Source organism: Acuticoccus sp. MNP-M23, from assembly GCF_031195445.1.
Taxonomy (GTDB): Bacteria; Pseudomonadota; Alphaproteobacteria; order Rhizobiales; family Amorphaceae; genus Acuticoccus.
Genome location: NZ_CP133480.1, coordinates 2,088,693 through 2,107,678 on the forward strand (window position 1 = coordinate 2,088,693; position 18,986 = coordinate 2,107,678).

Here is an 18,986-nt window from a genome sequence, read left to right on the forward strand (position 1 = left end):
ATGTCGAGGGGAAGCTGCCGCCGTCCTGTGGTGTAGAAAGTGAGCTGAAATGCCTGGCCCAAATTCTCGGCGGCTCCTGATGCTCACGACCGCGCTCACCTCGGGCGGGCTGTTGCTGGCAAGCCCGGTAGTGGCCCAGACGGCCGGATGCACAAGCGTTAATGGCACCTGCACATTCTCGGACGGTTCGTCGGAACAGGGTTCTTATTCTGCCGTCCCGTTCGTTTATTCCAGCACCGGCTCGGCCGGTTCGGGCAGCACCGACGGGGGGACTGGCGGGGGCGGCAGCTTCGTTTACGATTCTCCCGTTGTGGTCCAACTGCCATTGTCCAGCGGTGCCGCCTATCCCTATGCCACGGCCATCGAGTCGGCCGGCGGGGCCGGGTCCACCGGCGGTCCGTCTGCCGGCGGTGCTGGTGGCAACCTCAACATCAATGCCGGTGCCAACAGCGCGATCCTGGACATCACCGAATATTTCTCGACCATCGGTAACATTCAGGCCCGGCTTGTCACGTCCACCGGCGGAAACGGCAACGATAACAACACCAACGACAAAAGCAACGGTGGCGCCGGAGGCGCTGGCGGCGATATCACCTACACCGGCAATTCGCAGGGAAGTTCGGTCAGCACGAGCTTGACCGGCACGTCCGGTCCAGGCGTCATCTCCGCCACCTTCCTGCAAAGCAGCGGCGGCCAGGGCGGCCGCGGCAACGAAGGCGCGACCTTCACGCCCTACGGCGGCGCGGGCGGTGCTGGCGGCAATGTCACCGTCAACGGCGCGGGCCCGCAATACGTCGGCTCGTCAGACTACCCGGTTGTTGCCGGTTCCGTGTTCGGTCTGGCAGCGTTCTCCTTCGGCGGCAGCGGTCCGGACGATTTCAACAGCGCTGCGAATGAAACCCAGGGCGGGGGCGGTGCCAGCACCGGCGGGCAGGGCGGCACCGTGGCCGTCACCATGGAAGAGAACGACAACGTCTTCGTCTACGGCCAGAGCACCGCTGGTGAAATGCGCGGCGTCTACGCCAGGAGCCAGGGCGGCAATGGCGGCTGGTCCTATAATGTGGGCGTCGACAAGGATTTCACCGACGGCGGCAACGGCGGCGCAGGCGGTGCGGCATCAGTCACGCTGAATGCGTCGGCGGCGGTGGTCCAGTCCGGCACGGCCGTCTCCGACAATCAGAGCGCTGCCGTGGTCGCGATGTCCATCGGCGGCGAAGGCGGGGTCGGCCAGTCCGGCACCACGGGCGGCAGCGGCGGTGCGGGCGGTGCAGCCACCGTGACGGTGACATCCGAACCGCTGGGGATCGGCGGCGAGGCGATTCTCGGCAGCGGTACCGGCGTCGACGGGATCTGGGCCTACACCCGCGGGGGCACCGGCGGCGACGGTCTCGACAATGCCAACAGCTCTACCGGCGGCGTGGGCGGCAATGGCGGCACCGTCGCCGTCACCGTGGATCTTCAGTCCGACCAGTCGATCGTGGCGGAAGCCTCTTCGGCGGGCAGCGATTCGGGGCGCGGGATTGCCGCCCAGTCGATCGGTTATTTCGGTGGCGAAGGGTCGGACGGCAACGCGGTGTTCGGCAGCCCCGGTTCGGCCGGGGGCGGCGGCAACGGCGGCGCGGTCACCGTCCGCATGAACAGCGGCAACATCAGCACCGACGGCACCAACGATGCCGGTTCGGGCCTCAATTTCGCGCACGGCATTCTGGCGCAGTCCATCGGTGGCGGCGGCGGGGACGGCGGCGACTTTCAGGGGCTTTTCGGCGGCGAGGGCGGTGCCGGCGGCAAGGGCGGCAATGGCGCCGACGTGACCGTCGTCAACGCCGCGCCCATTGCCACCAAAGGCACTCAGGCCAACGGGATCCTCGCCCAGTCCATCGGTGGCGGGGGCGGCAGCGGCGGCGTTTCGTCGGCGGCGCTCGTGGCGCTTGGCGGCAATGGCGGGTCGAGCGGCACCAGCGGCACGGTCTCGGTCACCAACAGCGGGGCGATCAGCACGCTTGGCTATGGCGCGTCCGGCATTCTGGCACAGTCCATTGTGGGCGCTGGCGGGGCGGCAGGGGTTTCCAGCGGCGCAGTCAGCATCGGCGGCACCGGCGGTTCGGCTTCCACCCAGGCGCCGGGCACGCTGACGGCCACCAACACCGGGTCGATCGTCACGGCAGGCAACGCGGCCATCGGCCTCCACGCCCAGTCCATCGGCGGGGGCGGCGGCAGTGCCTCCGGCGGCGACGGTTCGGACCAGTCCTCGGGCATCTACACCCTGGGCACCAAGGGCGGCGGCGGCGGCGCTGGCGGCGCCGTCACCATCGCGGACGTGGGCACAATCACCACGGCTGGCAACTACGGCTACGGGGTGCTGGCCCATTCCATCGGTGGCGGCGGCGGCAATGGCGGCGATGCGTTTTCGGCGAGCATTCTCGGCACGGTCACCGCAGCGGTGGGCGGCCAGGCCGGCGGGGGCGGCAATGGCGGGGCGGTGACGGTGAAAAACACCGTGCCGTTCGCCGTCAGCACGGCAGGGCAGGCGGCGACGGGGATCTACGCGCAGTCGGTCGGCGGGGGCGGCGGTACGGGCGGGGATGCGTCCACCAAGGCGCTCGTCACGCTGGTTCAGATCGGGATCGGCGGTGATGGCGGCGATGCCGGCAACGGCGGGAATGTGGCGGTCGCGCTGGACGGCGGCTCCATCACGACGGCAGGGACGCAGGCGGGCGGCGTCAAGGTCCAGTCGGTGGGGGGCGGCGGCGGTTCGGGCGGCAACGCGTCGTCTTCATCGGCGGGCGTGGTTTCGCTCGGGTTTGCGGTCGGCGGCTTTGCCGACGGCGGCGGCAACGGCGGAACGGCATCGGCAGCCCTCACCGACGCGACAATCAGCACCGCAACCAGCGCGGCGGGCACCAACGACGCCATCGGCGTGCTCATCCAGTCCATCGGCGGCGGCGGCGGCACAGGCGGTGCGGCCACCGCGTCCGCCATCACCACCGGCGTGCCGGTGGACCCCGAAGACCCCGACGTCACGCTGTCGCTCAACGCCCAGTTCGCGCTGGGCGGCGCGGGCGGCGACGGCGGCAACGGCGCGGCGGCATCCGCAACGGTGGCGGACGGCTCCACCGTCACCACCAATGGCGCGGGCTCGCACGGCGTTCTGGTGCAGTCCATCGGCGGGGGCGGCGGGTCTGGCGGCGATGCGTCCACGGCCACCACCACCTTTCCCGATTCCACCGACACCTACACGCTCACCATCAATGCGGCGATGGGCGGCTCGGGCGGTGATGGCGGCGCGGGTGGCGCGGCGTCAGCCACTGTGGGGTCCAGCAGCGGAACGGCGGCAAGCCCCACGACCATTGCCACAAAGGGGGCCTACGCCAACGCGGTGGTGGTGCAGTCCATCGGTGGTGGCGGCGGCAACAGCGGGACGCCGACGAGCGTGACGAACCAGCTGCGCGGGGCCGGCAAATTCAACGTGACGATGGATGTGGGTGCGGCCAACATCCTGTCCAGCGAGCTGGGGGCAGATGGCGGTGCGGCCAGCGTGACGCTGTATGAAGACGCGGTGCTGACCACCACCGGCGACGGATCCCGCGCGGTGGTTGCCCAGTCCATCGGCGGTGGTGGCGGCACCCTTCAGGGCGGCGAACTGTCTCTCGGCGGTACGGTCAACACCGATGCTGACGAAGAAAAGGGCAGCTACACCGGCGCGGTCACGGTCGGCCTCGGCGGTACCGGCGGCCAGGGCGGCGCAGGCGGTGCGGTCACCGTCGACATGAACGGCGCGTCCATTGTCACCGCCGGACTCGATGCCGACGGTGTGCTGGCCCAGTCCATCGGCGGGGGTGGTGGCCTTGCCGGCTCGGTGGGGTCCTCCAGCAACACGGCGGACGACGACAGCAGCGGAATTTCGGACGATGACGACGACGATATCGACGTCACGCTGACCACCTCCGTCGGTGGCAGTGGCGGCACGGGCGGGACCGGCGGCGCGGTTGCGGTCAACTATCGCGGCAGCACCGCCACCAGCGGCAGCTGGGCCGACGGCGTGGTGGCGCAGTCCATCGGCGGCGGCGGCGGGACGGGGGGCACAGCGCTCTCGTCGTCCACGGGCGAAACCGGGCAGGTGGACATCAGCGTCGGCGGCTCGGGCGGGTCGGGCGGCAACGCGGGCGCCGTTTCGGTGACCTACAACGACAATGCCCCAGGCGCGTTCATCGACACCGCGGGTTATATGGCCCACGGCACGCTTGCCCAGTCCATCGGCGGGGGCGGCGGCCAGGGCGGAGACGGGTCGGACTCCGCCAGCGGCACCCTCAGCGTCGGCGGCAGCGATGGCGGCTCCGGCGGTGCGTCGGGCAATGGCGGCAGCGTCAGCCTGTCCGGCTACATCAACACGTCTACGCAGGGCGACGACGCCCACGCGGTCGTTGCGCAGTCCATCGGTGGCGGCGGGGGGATTGCGGGAAGCGGAACGTCGGATACGGCGGACGGTGGCGATGACAGCTATTCGATCGACCTTTCGGTCGGTGGTTCGGGCGGCAGCGGCGGTGCGGGCGGCATGGTCACCATCTCGGTCGGAACCGACATGAACACATATGGCGAGCGGGCGTTCGGCATTGTCGCCCAGTCCATCGGGGGTGGCGGCGGGATCGGCGGCGCTGGCAACGCGGACAATCTTGCAAGCGTCAACCTCGGCGGCTCGGGCGGGGGTGGCGGTGACGGCGGCGCGGTGTCCGTCACGCTCACCTCCGGGAGTGTGTCCACGCGCGGCACCGGCGCTCACGCGGTCATCGCGCAGTCCATCGGCGGTGGTGGAGGCCTTGCCGGCGCGGCGGGCAGCGGGCCGCTCAGTCTCATCTCGCGCGCGGGCGGCGCTTCCGGCAATGGCGGGGCCGTCACGGTGGTCTCCGATGCGGCGATCACGACATCGGGCAACTACGCCTACGGCATTCTGGCGCAGTCCATCGGGGGCGGCGGCGGCTTTGGCGGCGATGCCGACGGGACCTTCGCCGGGGCCAATTCCGGCGGTTCCGGCACGGCGGGCACGGTGACCGTCACCACCAACAGCACAGTCAGCGCAACCGGCGCAGGTGCCATCGGCATTCTGGCGCAGAGCGATGCGCCGAGCGGTGCCGGCGACATCACCATCGCCGTCAATGCCGACATCACCGGCGGCAGCGGCAGCGACGGCTATGCGGTGTACGCAGCGGGCGGCAGCGTCAACCAGCTCCTCGTGCAAAGCGGGGTCAGCATCACCCCCGGTTCCGGCGGCTATGCGGTGGGCTATTCGTCGAACCTTGCGCAGTCCACCGCTCCGGCGGCCAATGCGGCCAGCCTTGCCACGGCGCCCGGCCTGATCATTCGCAACGCCGGCACATTGCGCGGCAGCGTCCGCGGGCAGCGGGTCGATGGCGCGGAAACGGTCACGGTCCGGAACCTGCGGCGCGGCCTGCTGGTCGATGCCGGGCGCTACGCCGCCAACGTCAACAATCGCGGCCGCCTCGTCATCGGCGATGGCACGGACGAGACCCGGCAGCTCACCATTCGGGGCAATTTCAGCCAGACCGGCGCCGGCACCACCGAAACGGTGGCAGACTTCCAGGGCGGGCGCGCCAGCGCCATCAATGTGAAGGGCAATGCGGACCTCGCCGGTACGCTGAAGGTGGACGCCAGCACCATCTACCGGGGCCGCACCGCCACGCTGATGACCGTGAGCGGTGCCATCACCGGCACCATCGAGGCCATGGATACTCCTGCGGTAGATTATGAGACGACCACCCGCGGCGGGACGGTGCGCATCGGCGTCGCGGGCACCCGCTTCGGCAGTGCGTTCGACCAGCTCACGCCGAACCAGAGCACCGCAGGCGGCCACCTCGATGCGTTGTTCGCGGCCAGGGCCGGGCGCTACGCTGCGGTGCTGGCGGAGTACAACCGGCTTTCGCAACTGGGCGACGACGGGGCGGCCTATGCCGCGGCGGTCAATGCGCTGTCGCCGGGCGGCTCCCAGGCGGCTGCCGCCGCGCAGGCGGTCCTCACCCAAAGCCGGCTCAACAAGGCGCTGAGCTGTCCCCATTTCCAGGGCGACAACGCACTGGTCTCCGAAGGCACCTGCACATGGGGCGGGCTTGCGGCCTCGTCGATCGATCAGGGCGGGCAGGGCGGCTATGACGGCACCTTGTGGGGCTTTGCCGCCGGTGCGCAGGTGGAGGTGCAGCCAAACTGGTATCTCGGCTTTGCCGGCGGCTACGAAAGCAGCGACTTCGGCAGCGCCGACGGCTTGTCTTCGGCCGATGGCGACACGGTGTTCGCATCGCTCGCGCTGAAGCGTCAGCTGGGCGGGTTTCTTCTATCCGGCGCGATATCCGGCAGCTACGGGTGGTACGATGTCGACCGCACCGTCGCCGGCCCCGGCTTTTCGGCAAAGGCAACCGCAGACAGCGACATCTATACGCTCGGGGCGCGCGCCAGGGTGTCCTACACGGCCGCAAGCGAGGTCGCCTACGTCCGTCCCTTCCTCGATCTCGATGCGGTTTATGCAAACTCCAGCGCCTACACCGAGCGTGGCGCGGGACTCTTCAACCTCAGCGTTTCGGGCCAGGAGCAGACGGCATTCGTCGCCACCCCGGCGGTGGAAATCGGCGCGCGGCTGAAAGCGTTCGGCGAATGGGACGCGCGGCTCTACGCAACCGCCGGAATCAGCCTCTCCACCGAGGACGACTGGAAGACCGACGCCCGGCTCGTTTCGGCCCCGCTCAATGCGGGGACGTTCCAAACCACGCTGCCGGTGGCGGACGTGTTCGCCCGTGTCGGGGCAGGCATGCAGATATCGAACACGTCAGGCTTTGACGTGCGGGCCGATTACGAGGGCGCCTTCGGCAACGATTTTTCGAGCCATTCCGGCACGTTGCGCCTGGTCAAGCGGTTCTGACGGCGGCACCCCGACGCCGGGCGGGCCTGCCGCGAGCCGAAACATTCTTGCAGCCTTGCCTGTTGACCCTAAATGCCCGAGCGCGGCACACACGGGCCGCGACCGGATCCGTATTGCCGGCGTCGCGGCCGCTCATGCCGGGGGCGAACCCGGCCACTTGAACAAAGAACACACTGTTGGACACAATGGACCTGACTGTTGCCATCGATCCGGGTTCCGGCGGGCATGACGATCTGATCATGACGATCCCTCTCCTGGGGTTGGAGATCTGCGCTGACACGTACTATTTTGCCATTGCGCTGGAAGATGCCGGGTCGGAGTTCGACCAGAGCGATGTGAAGAAGGGCGTCGCCTCGCTTCTCAGACGCTGGTCCGAGGCATCAAAAGCCTGCATCTGCGGCGAGACCGTGCACCTCCCGTTCGATTTCAGCGACAAGCATGTGGGCTGCATCCAGTTGATCCGTCGCGATTCGGTCTTCTTCATCTCCTACGGCTACTGCGACCTGCCGGGCTATTCCGTGAACCCCCTGAAACTCGGCAGTTTCTGCCGCGAGGTTTCGGACTTCAAGATGACCACCAAGACCGCGATCGACGTGCCGTGCCAGTCCTTCCTGCTGGCCATGGACTTTGCCATCGCCAGCATCGAGCAGGAGTTTGCCACCAAGCACTGACTGCGCCCGTCGCTTTGCGCGGCGCCGCGTGACGGGCCCCGGCCGCACCGGATCGAATGCGCGGGTGAAGAGATAAGCCGAAGATCGACGCGCGGTATATTGCGCAATCTGACATCGCTGATGACACTTGATGGTTTCGTACCTAGTCTCATCCGATGTCGAGTGCGCCGTGGACTGATAGCGAGAATGACCAGATTGTTGCGGATTATTTCGCAATGCTGGCCGACGACGTAGCAGGCCAAAGCTACAACAAGGCCGCGCATCGACGAGCGCTGCTTCCGCATCTGCTGTCCCGCTCGGAAGGTTCGGTCGAATTCAAGCACCAGAATATCAGTGCGGTCCTCAAGGGGCTCGGAGAAGACTGGATCCGCGGCTACAAGCCTGCCTTCAATTTCCAGATGTCGCTGGTAGAGGCGGTCGCGCGTTGGCTGGCGCGCAACCACGATTGGCTGGCAAGGTCGACAGCCAATCCATCGGCGTCCGGGTTCGATGAGCAGGCTCTCGCATTTGTCGGGACGGCGCCTACTTTGTCGAACGAACCTCCACCGCAGGAGCTGGAGCAGATGCAACGCATCGCTCGCAAGTTCGACGTTGCGGGGCGGGACGAGCGCAACCGGGCATTGGGCCGCGCTGGTGAGGCGTGCGTGCTTGAGTTTGAGCGGGCGAATCTGCGCCGCGAGGGCCGGACGGATCTAGCCCAAAAGGTGCGCTGGGTCTCCGACGAAGATGGCGATGGCCTTGGCTACGATATCGCAAGCTTCACGCCGGGCGGCACTCCGCGGCTTGTGGAGGTGAAGACGACCAATGGTTGGGCGCGCACACCCTTTCATATCAGCCGGAACGAAGTGGCCATATCGCGGGAGCAGCGGTCCGAATGGTGCCTTTTCAGATTGTGGAACTTTGCTCGGGAGCCGCAGGCGTTTGAGCTTTATCCGCCGCTGGAGGCGCACGTCTCGCTCACGGCAACGTCCTTTCTGGCGAGTTTCAGCGACAGGGTCGAGCGGGCTGAGGGCTAGGGGCGCGGGGTGGTTTCGTCGCCGGCAAAGCCGAGGCGGCGGGAGATTGCGGCGGCGTGGCTGATCACGTATGGCGCCAGGCGGTGGAGGCGTTCGGCGGGCAGGCGGGCCGCCTCGCCGGAGACGGAGATTGCCGCAATCACCCGGCCGTTGGCGGCGCGAATGGGGGCTGCCACGCAGTGAACGCCCTGCCGATGCTCGCTCATGTCCAGCGCATAGGACGAAGTGCGGATCCCGGCGAGGGCCGCCAGTAGAGCGGCTGGTTCCGTCAGCGTGCTATCGGTAAACCCGGTGAGGCCGGCGGCTATGACGCGGCGGATGGCGGCTTCATCCTGAAACGCCAGCGCTGCCTTGCCGACGCCCGTGCAATGGCAAGGCGAAAGCTCCATGGTGATGGTGGCGTTGGTGGCGCCGGTGCGGCCGCCCGCTGCCCGCTCCACAAAGACCATGCGCTCCCCGTCGAACACGCAAAGGTGGACCGTTTCGCCGGTCAGCGTCCCGAGGGCCTCCACCAGCGGGCGCGCTTCGGTCTGAAGATCCATGTTGTGCAGCACCGTCACGCCCAGCTGCAGGAGCTTCAGCCCAAGCCGGTACGCCTCGCGCGAAGCATCCTGATCCAGAAGGCCGATCGCTTTCAGCGAGAGGATCGCACGGTGCGCGGTGGACCGCGGCAGCTGGGTGCGTGCAGCAATTTCGGTGACCGTCAACAGCCGGTCGCGCGTGGAGAAGCATTCAAGCACGCGCATCAGCTTGGCAGTCGACTTGTTGGTTCCGGTCTCCAAGAGGGCGCTCCGTGTCCAGACGCACCTACCGCAATGGATTTGTTCCCACAATGCGGTTTTCACATCTCATGCAACATTTGCGAAAATAGCCTGCTTCGTGCCGCGCAAAGGTTCAAAAACAGCCGGGGGCATGAGCGGTTTGTGATCATCACAGCCGAACTCATGTCATGACTTATTGACATGCGACCAGTGGGCATGATGAGCTTATCCCATAATACGGGAGAGAAGCATGGCATTCGACTTCATGGGCATCATTCCGCCGGTGGTCACCCCGTTCGACGGGAACGGCGACATCAAGACGGCGGCAATTCGCGCCAACGTGCGCTTCCTGTTGGACAAGGGGGTCCACGGCATCTGCTTCGGCGGGTCCACCGGCGAAGGCCACACCCTGACCGGGGATGAGCTTGTCACCATCGCAGAGGAGTGCGCCGCCGAGGTGAACGGCGCCGTGCCGCTGATCGCCGGCATCATCGTCAACTCCACCCGTGATGCCGTGCAGAAGGCAAGGCGCATGGAGGGGCTGGTCGACGCTTTCCAGATCACGCCGGTCCATTACCTCTTCAAGCCGGACGATGACGCCACCTACCGCCACTTCGAGACCATCACCGCCGAGACCGAAAAGCCGGTGCTCATCTACAACGTGATCCCCTGGAATTACCTCTCGCCGGCGCTTCTGGTGCGGTTGATGGAAGGGCTTCCGGGCATTCTCGGCGTCAAGCAGAGCGCGGGCGACCTCAAATTGTTCGCCGACCTGATGGTGAGTGCGCCGGAGGGCAAGCGGATCTACTCGGCGATCGATGCGCTGCTCTACCCTGCGTTCGCCATGGGGTCCCACGGCACCATCGCCGCCAACCCCGCCGCCGTCCCGGGCCCTTGCGTCGCGCTTTGGAATGCGGTGCAGGCGGGCGACCATGCGCTCGGGCGCCAGATCCACGAATCCCTGCTCAGGTTCTGGAACACGATCTTCGCCGACAACCTCCCTGCCAACGTGAAGACCGCCCTGTCCCTTCAGGGGTGCGACGCTGGCCTGCCGCGTGCACCGATGCCCGCGACCTCGCCGGAACGCGCCGCGCGCATCGAAGCGGCGCTCGAACAGCTGCTCCGGTTCGAGGGCGCAGTCGCCCACGCCAAGGCGGCCTGACACGCATTGAAGCGCGCGGCGTGGCGGCAGGAGTGCTCGACCGCCCGGCGCCTCAGCTGGCGGCGAGGGCCTTGCGCCGCCGCCCGCGCGCCAGAACGGCACCGGCAATCACCAGGCCCCAGATGGACAGGGTGACGATGCCCAGCACCGCAGCGATGGGTCGCTCGAAGAAGGCGAGTGGGTCGCCGCGCGCAATCATCATCGAGGTGGTGAAGTTCTGCTCCACCAGCGGGCCGAGCACGATGCCGAGGATGATCGGCGCGATGGCGAACCGGTGCGCTTCCAGCACCCAGGCGACCACCCCGAGCACCACCATCACGATGACCCCGAACATGGAGTTGTTGATGGCGTACGACCCGACGATGCAGAACAGCAGCACCGCCGCGTTGAGGTAGCTGCGCGGCACCTTGAAGATGTACCGGGCCGACCGCGCCGCCATGTAGCCGAACGGCAGCAGCAGGAGGTTGGCGAGAACGAAGACGATCATCACCGCATAGAAATTCTGCGGGTTGACGGTGAGAAGCGAGGGGCCGGGCTCCATCCCCTTCATGTAGAGGACGCCGACGGCAATGGCCGTCACCGCATCACCGGGAATGCCGAACACCATGGCCGGGATCCACGCTGAGGACAGCGCGGCGTTGTTGGTTGCACCCGCCTCCACAAGGCCCTCGGGGTGCCCGGTGCCGAACTTTTCCGGCGTTTTCGAGGTCTTCTTGGCGATGGCGTAGGTGACCCAGGCGGCCAGGTCACCGCCCACACCCGGCAGCGCGCCGACCACCGAGCCGATGGCAGCGCCGCGGAAGAGGTTGACCCGCCAGCGCTTCAGCTCGGTCCAGACGCCGGCGAACGGGTTGCGCACCTCGGCCTGCGCGGTGAGTTCGGGTCCGTCGCGGCCCGAGCGGAGGATTTCGGCGAGCGCAAACATCCCGATCATCGCCGGGATGAACGAGATGCCGCCCGCCATTTCGCTGGAGCCGAAGGTGAAGCGCGGTGTGCCCATCAACGGGTCGAGACCCACCTGCGCAATGAAGAGGCCGAGGAGCAGCGAGAGCACGCCCTTGGCAATGCCGCCGGTGGAGACCAGCGCCGCGCACGAAAGCCCCAGCACGGCCAGCCAGAAATATTCGAACGAAGAGAAGTTGAGCGCGAATTTGGCGAGCGCCGGTGCCGCGACCATGAGGACGCAGAAGCCGATGAGGCCGCCGATGCAGGCCGAGGTGATGGAGATGCCGATGGCAAGCCCCGCCTTCCCCTTTCTGGTGAGGCCGTAGGCGTCTTCGACGTAGGCGGCGGAGGCGGGGGTGCCCGGAATGCGCAGGAGCGCGCCCGGAATGTCGCCGGCGGTGATTGCCATGGCGGTGCACGAGATGATTGCCGCAATGGCTGGCACCGGGTCCATGTAGAAGGTGATGGGGACCAGGAGCGCCGCTGCCATGGTGGCCGTCAGGCCGGGCATCGCACCGACGAACAGGCCGAACAGCGAGGCGAGGACAATTACCGCCAGCGTCTGCCCGTTTGCCACCAGGCCAACGGCTTGGAGGAACGCGTCCATCTTGGAACCTCACGGGAGGGCAAGTTGCGGGAAGGCACCGCAGCTTGCGAACAACAGGGAGAAGGGCGGCGGCCTAGAAAGCGAGAAGGCCGCGCGGCAGCGGCACGCCGAGGGCGTGGACGAACACCGTGTAAAGAAGCAGCGTCGCGATCACGCCGAACAGCAGCGCGCCGATCCACGGCGCCCCGCCGAGCCTGGCAACGCCCGTTGCGAACACCGCACCGGCAACCAGAAAGCCCGCAACCGGGAGCAGCAGCACCATGGCGGCCAGCAGCACCAGCACCGCCACAACGTCCCACCGCAGCATCTTCGGCCGCGGGATCGCCTTGCCGGGCATCGGCACGGCAAACACCGCGCCGATGGCAAGGACGAGGCCGAACACCACCATCCCGGCGCCGGTGATGGTCGGGAACAGGCCCGACCCCACCCCGACATTGCCCATCTTGGGCAAGCCGGCGGCTTCCATCACGATGGCCCCGCCAAGCCCCGCAAACACGAGGCCCAGAACAAGGTCGCCGCGTTTGACGGGGGCGCGCAAGGCTACTGGCCGATCTTGGCGGCGCCAATTGCTTTGCCGAACGCGTCGCCGCGCTGCGAAAGATACGCCTCGAAATCAGGCCCGCCTTCCCACACCACGCCGTAGTTCAGCTTGCCCATCTGGTCATGAAACGCATCGCTGGCGACAATGTCGTTCATGGCGGCGAGGAGCTTTTCGGTCGCCTCGTCCGGGATGCCCTTGGGGGCACCGAGGCCGCGCCAGCCGCCGATGGCAAAGTCGATGCCGAGGGATTCGTTGGCTGTCGGAACGTCAGGGTAGGCCTCGCTGCGCTCCGGGCCGAGATAGGCGAGGGGGCGGATTTCGCCAGCCTCGATCAGCGCCTTCGCTTCGGGGAACTGGGACACCACAACGTCGATGGCACCCGACGCCAGAAGCTGAAGCGAGGGGGCCGCGCCGTCGGTGGGGATCCATGCGGTCTCACCGGCATCGGCGCCCACACCGTCGACGAGGCTGACCCACGACAGATGGTTGAGGCCGCCGAAGTTGGCGCCGGACGCCTGCACGGCGGACGGGTCCGCCTTCACCGCGGCGGCAAGGTCGTCGATGGTCTTGTGAGGGGAATCCTCGCGCACGAACACGGCGGACGGGTCGGCGTTGTAAAGGCCGATCAGCGTATAGTCGTCATAGGCGATGTCTGCGCTGCCGACGGGCTCGTACATCGACACTTCGGTGGTGATGATGCCGAGCGTATAGCCGTCCGAATCGCCGTCCTTGATGGCGGTGTGGCCGACAATGCCGCCGCCGCCGGTGCGGTTGACGACATTGACCGGCTCGCCGAGCTTTTCTTCCAGCATCGCGGCGATGATCCGGCCGGTGGCATCGGTGCCGCCGCCGGCGGACCACGGCACGATCAGCGTGATCGGCCGGTCGGGATATTCGGCAAAGGCAGCGCCCGTGCCGAGCGCCAGGGCGACCAGTGCGCCTGCTGTGGCAATCTTGAAGTTCATGGGTGTTCCTCCGTTGGAGTGCGGGCCCGTGTTGTTGGTTTTTCGGGCTTTCGGGGTCAGTCCATCGGCCAGATGGACTGGAGCTTTTCGCCGGCGAGGATGCGGTCGCGGGCGCGCTGTTCGCCTTCGCCGTTCTTGTCGGCGTCGTCCGCGATGGTGCTCGCCAGCGCGCGAGGGATCACCACCACGCCGTTGATGTCGGCCAGAACGATGTCGCCGGGGTGGATGACCACCTTGCCGATGGTGATGGGGATGCCGGCTTCCCTGGGCTCCATCCGCCCGCCGACGCCGACCGGCGATGCGCCGCGTGCGAACAGCGGATAGCCGAGCTTGCCGACCTCGTGGAGATCGCGAACGGTGCCGTTGACGATGGTGGCGGCAGCACCCGCAGTCTTCGCACCGGTGGACATCAGCTCGCCGGTGCCTGAGCCTTCGGCGCACGAGGAGTCCACCACAAGGATGTTGCCTTTGGCGATGGTGTCGATGGCGCCGTGGTAGGCATCCTGCGGCACGTGGCGGTTTGAGGGCGCGTAGCGGACGGTGGTGGCTTCGCCGCAGATGATTTCGCCGGGCTTGAGCACGCCGAACAGCGAGATGCCCTCAAGGTAGCCGTAGACGCCGTGGTGATCCATCACGTCATGCACGTCGCCGGTGTACCAGCGGGACAGACGGCTGATGGCGTTGGCAATGTCGTTCACGTTCGTTCCGTTCGTTTTTCGCGGCGCGACAGCGCAAGCATGAGGTAGCGGGTGGAGTTGTCGATGTGGTCGCCAAGGGCGGCGGCGGCCTTGTCCGGGTCGCCCGTCTGGAGCGCGGCGTAGATCTCGGTGTGCTCGACGAGGCCGTTTTCCATGGGCTTGGACGGGACGCGGACCGAGAGGCGGATCACGTCCGTCACCAGCTGGTAGATTGCGTCGTACAGCGTGGACATCACCTCGTTGTCCAGCGCGTGGACGACGGCGCGGTGGAACGCGGCATCGGCGCCGGCGTAGGCGGCAAAGTCCCGCGCGACCACGCTGGCCTCCATGCGCCGGAGCGCATCGGCGACGCCGGCAAGATCGCGCCTGTTCTCGGCAAGCTGCCGGGCAGCGTCCACCTCGAACATCCGCCGCACCTTCATCACTTCCACAAGCTGTGACGGATCGCGGTGAAACAGCGAGCGCACGGTGACACCCAGCGAGGCGAGATACTGGCCGATATCGTCCCGCACCACCTCGGCGCGGCCGCCATGTCGGCGCTTGACGAGGCCCTTGGTCTCCAGGATCTGGAGCGCGTCGCGCACGGAGCGGGTGGAAATGCCGAAGGTCTTCGCGATTTCGGCTTCGGCGGGCATCTTCTCGCCCACCTCGAGTTCGCCGCACAGGATGCGGGTTTCGAACGAGGTCACAACCGCGGCGTGGAGCTTGTCGCGGGTGGGAGCCTCCTCGTCGGTCACCACGCGGTGAACCCGCCGTCGATCACGTTGTTGGCGCCCGTCATGTAGGTGGAGGCGTCGGATGCCAGGAACTGGACAATGCCCATGAACTCGTCGATCTCCGCCTGCCGGCCGAGCGGCACGCGCTGGAGAAAGGCGTCGATGAATTCCTTGTCGAAGCTTGCCGTTTTCACGCCGCCGAAGGTGATGAGGTTGCAGCGCACGTTCTTGGGCGCCCAGTAGGTCGCCACGTAGCGGGTGAGGTTGACGAGGCCCGACTTGGACGCCGCGTAGGCGACGGCCTTGAAGAACGGCTTGCCGTCCTTCGCCTCGCGGTAGGCGTAGAGCGCCTGGTTGGGCGAGACCATCCCGTACATGGAGCCGACATTGATGATCGAGCCGCGCTCTTCGTCCGCCATTTTCGAGCCGACCACCTGGGTGGTGAGCATCACACCGGTGAGGTTGACGTCGATCACCTCGTCCCAGAATTCCTGCGGGTAGGTCTCGAACGGGCCGTTCTGCTCTGGCGGGCCGGACGGTTTGGAATCGATGCCGGCATTGTTGATGAGGACGTGCGGGACGCCCCAGTCCGCCGTGATCTCGTCGGTTGCGGCCTCGAGCGCCGCCTTGTCGGTGACGCTGGCGACGAGCACGCGGACACGGTCCGCAGCACCCGGAAACAGCTCTTCGATCTTGGCGGCATCCACCGGGCGGCGCGAGTAGACGGCAACCCTGGCGCCCTGACTGACGAGATGGTTGGTGAAGGCACTGCCCAGCTGGCCGAGACCCCCGGTTACCACGCACACCCGGTCCTTCACGTCGAAGAGATTCTTCATTGCCACCCCAGTCCGCCATCAAGTTTCGAGCGGATGCTGACATGACACATGTCATATGTCAAAAACAAAACCGCCAATGCATGACGCACGAACGCACCCGCCCAAAACAGGCGCGAGATTGGTGGGGATGGATTTAGGGGCGGTTCGCCGGGCGTGTCGTGCGGGTTCTCACCCGCACGCAATCGGGGATTCCGACCGGCGCAGGCTGAGGCCGGTTGGTCAGGTGGTCAGGGCGCGCGGCGGCAAGGTCAGGGGCGGTTGCGCACCACGAGCCGGTTGACCGGCATGGAGAAGCGGGAGGCGCCTCGCGCCGCGAACATCGCCTCCAGCTCGGCGAGCATTCCAGCATGCGCGGGCGCCGACAGGACGAATGACGAGTAGAAGAAGCCCGCCGCCTCCCGCGCCAGAACATCGTTCCCAGCCTGAAGCTCGAACACATCCTGATCCACGCTCACCTCGGCGTCTGCGAACGCGCTCTGGACCATTGGCGCCAGCATCGAACGCTGGCGGATCCGCACGTCGCCGATGCCGAACTCGTCATAGTGCGGAAACTCGCGCGTGACCCATGTGTGAATGATGTCGTGGACCGCGCGGTAGAGATCGTCGGCGTTCATGTCGCCGTCCACCACAGCGGCGAAAACGCCGCCGCGGGCCAGAATGCGGTTCACCTCGGTGAGGACGGGCTCCACCGGGTCCATGAGGGTGAGGGCCCAGTGGCACAGGACCACGTCGACGCTGCCGGGCGGGAAGGCGCCGAGATCCTGCGCCATGCCGTGGTGGAGGGTTGCCGCGCCGTCCGGCAGGCGGTCTCGCAGAAGCTGGAGTTCATCGGCGCTCATGTCCACGCCGGCAAGGTCGAGCGCGCTGCCATGGCGCTGGTGGCAAAGGGCAATCAGCGGGCCGCTGCCGCAGGCCAGATCCATCAGCGAACGGTGCGCGGCGGGGTCGATCACGTCGGCCAGCCACTCATAGGTGTTGCGGCCGTCATTGTTGCGGCAGCGCATGGCACAGGATTCGGTGAAGCCGGCATTGAGGCTGTGCACGGCCAGGAGGTGATCGCGCAGGTCGCTTTGCGTTGGCTTTTCGCCGCGGCGCACGGTGCTCGCCCATGCTGTCTGGGAGAGGATCTTGTTCATTGGGAGGTCTGCCTGTTGCGTGGCCGCCCCAGAAGAGGGGCGGCGCGTCGGCATCCGTCGCCGCAGTGAGAGGGCTTGCACAGGCGGCGCCGCAGCGGCACCGCCTAGTCTTGCCCGATGAAGATGAGTTCCACGTGCTGCTCGAAGCGCCACGCGTCCGGCTGGGCGCAGCGGCGCAGGTACGGGCCGGTGGTCGGCCCGTCCATCAGCGCTTCAAGGGTTACGGTGTCGTCGAAAACGCAGCGTTGCAGGAACCCTTCCACCTGTGCGGTGGCGGTGGCCGGTGCCGTGCTTTCGTAGTGGATGGTCCTGGTGCGCAGCGGGGCGCCGCCTTTGCCAAGTTCGGCGACAATCGCTTCGGCGGCGGCATAGGGCTCGCCTTCACCGCCGCGAAAGTCGTTGAGGAACATGTCGTAGAATTTGAGATAATGGGCGTCCGAGGTGGCATGGGCGATGAAGCCGGTGCCGCCTGTGACTGCCACAAAGCGCGACAGCGCCAGCGGAAGCTCGGCGGCAGGAATGGCGTAAAGGGCGTGGGTAGCCCACACGATGTCGAACGGACCGGCGTTCGCATCAAGGTCCTGCAATGGCACGGAATGCTCCGCGCCCGCAACGAATGGCGGCTGGAGAACGCGCCGGGTCTCGTCGATGGAAAATTGCGAGGGGTCCAGCAACGCATAGTCGATGGGCTGGATCGCAGCGTTGCCGACGTCGGCGTGGGCCAGGAGCGCGCCTGGAAACTTGCCGGAACCGCACGCCACATCGAGGAGGCGCAAGGGGCGGTCCCCGGCATTTTGCTGCCAACCTTCAAGCAGTGCCTTCCAGTCGAACGCTTCGGCCAGATGCCGGTAGTCGCCCGTCGCGAGGACGTAGAAATCCTCCATCTCGCGCCGCTTGTCCTCGCTCCAGTGTTCGAGGCTGCGCGTTGAGGTGTCGCTCATGCGCCGTCTCCGGCCGGCCAGCAAAGGGGGTTGCGGTCGGTGCTGGCGACCTCGCCGGGGCCGACGCCGGGCATGAATTTCTGCCAGTCGCCCGACACCATGGTGGGGCTGTCGATCACCCGCGCACCGTCGACATAATATGTATTGGCCAGAACGAGGCGGCTCCTGTTGGTGCGATTTCGCGCGGCTGTGTGGAAGCTCAGATTGTGGTGGAAGCTGACCTCGCCCATGTCAAACGGCGTCTCGTCAACGGCAATGCCGTTGGCGCGGAAAAGCTCGGCCACCTGCCGGTCGTAGCTGGTGTCGGTCTTGTTGAACGTCAGGCGCTCCACAAGCTTGTAGGCAGACACGGGCATGGCGAAGGCCAGCGGCCCCATGGCGAGCGGGATGGGCTGCGCCGGGATCCACGCTGTCACCACATCGTTGGTGGCGAGGGGGAAATGGTGGTCGTCATAATGCCAGGGGGTGCGCCCGCAGCCCGGCTCCTTGGACAGCACATTGTCGTGGTAGAGCCGCACGCCGGGGACGGCGAGGAGGCTGGCGCAGATCTCCGCAATCCGCGGGCTGAGCACGTACTGGCGGATCAGCGGATTGTCGAGCCAGATCATCTCCATGCTCAGGAACCGGTTCTGCACACCGCCATCGAGGCCTTCGCCAAACGTCTCTGTCAGGAGGCGCAAAAGCTCGTGGCGCAGCTTCATCACGGCACCTGGCGAAAGAACGCCCTTCAGCTTGATGAAGCCGTTCTCCTGAAAAAAGGCGACTTCGGCGTCATCCAGCGCATAGGGCGTCGCGAGTTCGGCGGCGACGTCTTCGTCGCTCGGCAGGTCCATGGACGGCAGCGGCGGCGCATCCTGAAGCGCGGTGAGCGGCGAGTCGTCATTGTTTGCCAGTGACACGTACCAGTCCCACCAGGCCTGATTGTCGTCCTGCCACGCGCCGCTGATGTCGGTATCCGCGGAGGGCGATGCCGATGGGGTGCCGGGCGCTGTGGCGCTGCCGTGCTGTTCAGTCTGGCCGTCGATGCTCATCGGTCTTGGCTCGGATCGTTGGTTCTGCATGGCACAAG

General features: G+C 66.9%; 14 protein-coding genes. 4 read left to right on the forward strand and 10 right to left on the reverse strand.

Features of this window, described 5'->3' with window-relative positions:
• Positions 1–79 precede the first annotated feature (79 nt).
• From RDV64_RS09805 to RDV64_RS09815, 3 genes are all read left to right on the forward strand, one after another.
• The gene (locus tag RDV64_RS09805) at positions 80–6,922 is read left to right on the forward strand and encodes an autotransporter outer membrane beta-barrel domain-containing protein (RefSeq protein ID WP_309199072.1); all 6,843 of its coding nucleotides are present in this window, start codon (positions 80–82) and stop codon (positions 6,920–6,922) included.
• 176 nt (positions 6,923–7,098) lie between these two features.
• Entirely contained in the window at positions 7,099–7,593 is a 495-nt protein-coding gene (locus RDV64_RS09810; protein WP_309199073.1) for a hypothetical protein, read from the forward strand.
• Positions 7,594–7,808: 215 nt separating this feature from the next.
• Positions 7,809–8,609 carry a DUF3883 domain-containing protein gene (locus RDV64_RS09815; protein WP_309199074.1) on the forward strand — a complete coding sequence of 267 codons (801 nt, stop codon included), beginning with the start codon at positions 7,809–7,811 and terminating at the stop codon, positions 8,607–8,609.
• On the opposite strand, the gene RDV64_RS09820 is transcribed toward RDV64_RS09815, so the two are convergent.
• On the reverse strand, positions 8,606–9,391 hold the full coding sequence (locus RDV64_RS09820; RefSeq protein WP_309199075.1) for an IclR family transcriptional regulator: 786 nt from the start codon (positions 9,389–9,391) through the stop codon (positions 8,606–8,608). The genes RDV64_RS09815 and RDV64_RS09820 overlap by 4 nt on opposite strands.
• A 229-nt stretch (positions 9,392–9,620) precedes the next feature.
• Here RDV64_RS09820 and RDV64_RS09825 point away from each other — a divergent pair, with 229 nt between their 5' ends.
• Positions 9,621–10,532, forward strand: coding sequence for a dihydrodipicolinate synthase family protein (locus tag RDV64_RS09825; RefSeq protein ID WP_309199076.1), 912 nt, complete (start codon positions 9,621–9,623; stop codon positions 10,530–10,532).
• Positions 10,533–10,584: 52 nt separating this feature from the next.
• On the opposite strand, the gene RDV64_RS09830 is transcribed toward RDV64_RS09825, so the two are convergent.
• From RDV64_RS09830 to RDV64_RS09870, 9 genes are all read right to left on the reverse strand, one after another.
• On the reverse strand, positions 10,585–12,084 hold the full coding sequence (locus RDV64_RS09830) for a tripartite tricarboxylate transporter permease (protein WP_309199077.1): 1,500 nt from the start codon (positions 12,082–12,084) through the stop codon (positions 10,585–10,587).
• A gap of 73 nt (positions 12,085–12,157) precedes the next feature.
• On the reverse strand, positions 12,158–12,622 hold the full coding sequence (locus tag RDV64_RS09835) for a tripartite tricarboxylate transporter TctB family protein (protein WP_309199078.1): 465 nt from the start codon (positions 12,620–12,622) through the stop codon (positions 12,158–12,160).
• Positions 12,623–12,624: 2 nt separating this feature from the next.
• Complete coding sequence (locus RDV64_RS09840) at positions 12,625–13,590, reverse strand: tripartite tricarboxylate transporter substrate binding protein (protein ID WP_309199079.1); 966 nt, start codon at positions 13,588–13,590, stop codon at positions 12,625–12,627.
• Between the two features lie 56 nt (positions 13,591–13,646).
• On the reverse strand, positions 13,647–14,288 hold the full coding sequence (locus RDV64_RS09845; protein WP_309199080.1) for a hypothetical protein: 642 nt from the start codon (positions 14,286–14,288) through the stop codon (positions 13,647–13,649).
• The gene (locus tag RDV64_RS09850) at positions 14,285–15,028 is read right to left on the reverse strand and encodes an FCD domain-containing protein (protein WP_309199081.1); all 744 of its coding nucleotides are present in this window, start codon (positions 15,026–15,028) and stop codon (positions 14,285–14,287) included. Before RDV64_RS09850 ends, RDV64_RS09845 begins: the two co-directional genes overlap by 4 nt.
• Positions 15,022–15,840, reverse strand: a complete 819-nt coding sequence (locus RDV64_RS09855; RefSeq protein WP_309199082.1) for an SDR family oxidoreductase — start codon at positions 15,838–15,840, stop codon at positions 15,022–15,024. The genes RDV64_RS09850 and RDV64_RS09855 overlap by 7 nt, the downstream gene beginning before the upstream one ends.
• A gap of 248 nt (positions 15,841–16,088) precedes the next feature.
• A complete protein-coding gene (locus tag RDV64_RS09860) occupies positions 16,089–16,976 on the reverse strand; it encodes a methyltransferase domain-containing protein (protein ID WP_309199083.1) in 888 nt (295 codons plus the stop codon).
• Positions 16,977–17,080: 104 nt separating this feature from the next.
• Positions 17,081–17,917 (reverse strand): class I SAM-dependent methyltransferase, encoded by an 837-nt coding sequence (locus tag RDV64_RS09865; protein ID WP_309199084.1) that lies wholly within the window; start codon positions 17,915–17,917, stop codon positions 17,081–17,083.
• The gene (locus tag RDV64_RS09870) at positions 17,914–18,948 is read right to left on the reverse strand and encodes a phytanoyl-CoA dioxygenase family protein (RefSeq protein WP_309199085.1); all 1,035 of its coding nucleotides are present in this window, start codon (positions 18,946–18,948) and stop codon (positions 17,914–17,916) included. Before RDV64_RS09870 ends, RDV64_RS09865 begins: the two co-directional genes overlap by 4 nt.
• Positions 18,949–18,986 lie beyond the last annotated feature (38 nt).

What these genes read in the sequence shown, in the direction of transcription:
- RDV64_RS09805 (WP_309199072.1), top strand. Translation starts at nt 80, where the DNA reads ATGCTCACGACCGCGCTCACCTCGGGCGGGCTGTTGCTGGCAAGCCCG.
- RDV64_RS09815 (WP_309199074.1), top strand. Translation starts at nt 7,809, where the DNA reads ATGCTGGCCGACGACGTAGCAGGCCAAAGCTACAACAAGGCCGCGCAT.
- RDV64_RS09825 (WP_309199076.1), top strand. Translation starts at nt 9,621, where the DNA reads ATGGCATTCGACTTCATGGGCATCATTCCGCCGGTGGTCACCCCGTTC.
- RDV64_RS09830 (WP_309199077.1), bottom strand. Translation starts at nt 12,084, where the DNA reads ATGGACGCGTTCCTCCAAGCCGTTGGCCTGGTGGCAAACGGGCAGACG.
- RDV64_RS09840 (WP_309199079.1), bottom strand. Translation starts at nt 13,590, where the DNA reads ATGAACTTCAAGATTGCCACAGCAGGCGCACTGGTCGCCCTGGCGCTC.
- RDV64_RS09855 (WP_309199082.1), bottom strand. Translation starts at nt 15,840, where the DNA reads ATGAAGAATCTCTTCGACGTGAAGGACCGGGTGTGCGTGGTAACCGGG.
- RDV64_RS09860 (WP_309199083.1), bottom strand. Translation starts at nt 16,976, where the DNA reads ATGAACAAGATCCTCTCCCAGACAGCATGGGCGAGCACCGTGCGCCGC.
- RDV64_RS09865 (WP_309199084.1), bottom strand. Translation starts at nt 17,917, where the DNA reads ATGAGCGACACCTCAACGCGCAGCCTCGAACACTGGAGCGAGGACAAG.
- RDV64_RS09870 (WP_309199085.1), bottom strand. Translation starts at nt 18,948, where the DNA reads ATGAGCATCGACGGCCAGACTGAACAGCACGGCAGCGCCACAGCGCCC.